This is a genomic window from Streptomyces sp. NPDC101194 (assembly GCF_044767885.1).
Classification (GTDB): Bacteria; Actinomycetota; Actinomycetes; order Streptomycetales; family Streptomycetaceae; genus Streptomyces.
Genome location: NZ_JBIWOS010000030.1, coordinates 1 through 1,822 on the forward strand (window position 1 = coordinate 1; position 1,822 = coordinate 1,822).

Sequence of the window (1,822 nt, forward strand, 5' to 3'; positions counted from 1 at the left end):
GTAGGAGAGCCGGCGTGAGCTTGAGGATCGTTGTCTGTGTGAAGTACGTGCCCGACGCCACGGGTGACCGGCATTTCGCCGATGATCTGACGGTGGACCGTGAGGATGTCGATGGTCTGTTGTCGGAGCTGGACGAGTATGCGGTGGAGCAGGCGCTGCAGATCGCGGACGGGGTGGACGGCGCGGAGGTCTCTGTGCTGACGGTGGGTCCGGAGGACGCGAAGGACGCGTTGCGCAAGGCGTTGTCGATGGGTGCGGACAAGGCTGTTCATGTCGAGGACGACGATCTGCACGGCAGTGATGTGATGGGGACGTCGTTGGTGCTGGCGGCGGCGGTGGAGAAGGCGGGTTACGACCTGGTGGTCTGCGGGATGGCGTCGACGGACGGCACGATGGGTGTGCTGCCGGCGGTGCTGGCGGAGCGGTTGGGTGTTCCGCAGGTCACGCTGCTCTCGGAGGTCTCCGTCGAGGGCGGGGTCGTGCGGGGGCGGCGGGACGGTGACACGGCGTCGGAGCGGCTGGAGGCGTCGTTGCCGGCGGTGGTGTCGGTGACGGACCAGTCGGGTGAGGCGCGTTATCCGTCGTTCAAGGGGATCATGGCGGCGAAGAAGAAGCCGGTGCAGTCCTGGGATCTGGGGGATCTGGGGATCGAGGCGGACGAGGTCGGTCTGGCGGGTGCGTGGACCGTGGTGGATTCCGCGGCGGAGCGTCCGGCCCGTACGGCGGGCACGATCGTGAAGGACGAGGGCGAGGGCGGCAGGCAGCTGGCCGAGTTCCTGGCCGGCCAGAAGTTCATCTGATTCCCGCGTTGTCCGTTCCCCGTCGTTTCTTCGTTACTCGCAGGAGATTGAAGTCCCATGGCTGAAGTTCTCGTCTATGTCGATCACGTGGACGGTGCGGTCCGCAAGCCCACGCTGGAGCTGTTGACGCTGGCGCGTCGGGTCGGTGAGCCGGTCGCGGTCGCGCTGGGCAGGGGGGCCGCCGACACCGCGGGGGTGCTGGCCGAGCACGGTGCGGTGCGGGTCCTGACCGCTGACGCGCCGGAGTTCGCCGAGTATCTGGTGGTGCCGAAGGTGGACGCGCTGCAGGCGGCCCATGCGGTGCTGTCCCCAGTGGCGGTGCTGGTCCCGTCCTCCGCGGAGGGCAAGGAGATCGCGGCGCGTCTCGCGGTCCGGATCGGTTCGGGTGTGATCACGGACGCGGTGGATCTGGAGGCCGGTGAGCAGGGTCCGGTCGCCACGCAGTCGGCGTTCGCGGCGTCGTTCACGACGAGGTCCCGGGTGTCGAGGGGCACGCCGGTGATCACGGTCAAGCCGAACTCGGCTCCGGTCGAGGCGTTCGCGGCGGCGGGTGCGGTCGAGGCGCTGGAGGTGTCGTTCTCGGCGCAGGCGACCGGCACGAGGGTGCTGTCGCGTACGCCGCGCGAGTCGACGGGCCGTCCGGAGCTGACGGAGGCCGCGATCGTCGTCTCCGGTGGCCGTGGCGTCAACGGTGCGGAGAACTTCGCGGTCATCGAGGCGCTCGCGGACTCGCTCGGTGCGGCCGTCGGCGCGTCGCGTGCCGCGGTGGACGCGGGCTGGTACCCGCACGCGAACCAGGTCGGGCAGACCGGCAAGTCCGTCTCCCCGCAGCTGTACATCGCCTCGGGCATCTCGGGTGCGATCCAGCACCGGGCGGGCATGCAGACGTCCAAGACGATCGTCGCGATCAACAAGGACGCCGAGGCCCCGATCTTCGACCTCGTCGACTACGGCGTCGTCGGCGACCTCTTCCAGGTCGTGCCCCAGCTCACCGACGAGGTCGAGTCCCGCAAGGGCTGACC

The 1,822-nt window shown here is 69.3% G+C and carries 2 protein-coding genes; both read left to right on the forward strand.

What is annotated here, in order from left to right:
- The first annotated feature begins 14 nt into the window (after positions 1–14).
- Positions 15–800, forward strand: coding sequence for an electron transfer flavoprotein subunit beta/FixA family protein (locus ACIRP2_RS39570; protein ID WP_404258610.1), 786 nt, complete (start codon positions 15–17; stop codon positions 798–800).
- 57 nt (positions 801–857) lie between these two features.
- A complete protein-coding gene (locus ACIRP2_RS39575; protein WP_404258611.1) occupies positions 858–1,820 on the forward strand; it encodes an electron transfer flavoprotein subunit alpha/FixB family protein in 963 nt (320 codons plus the stop codon).
- The last annotated feature ends 2 nt before the right edge of the window (positions 1,821–1,822 follow it).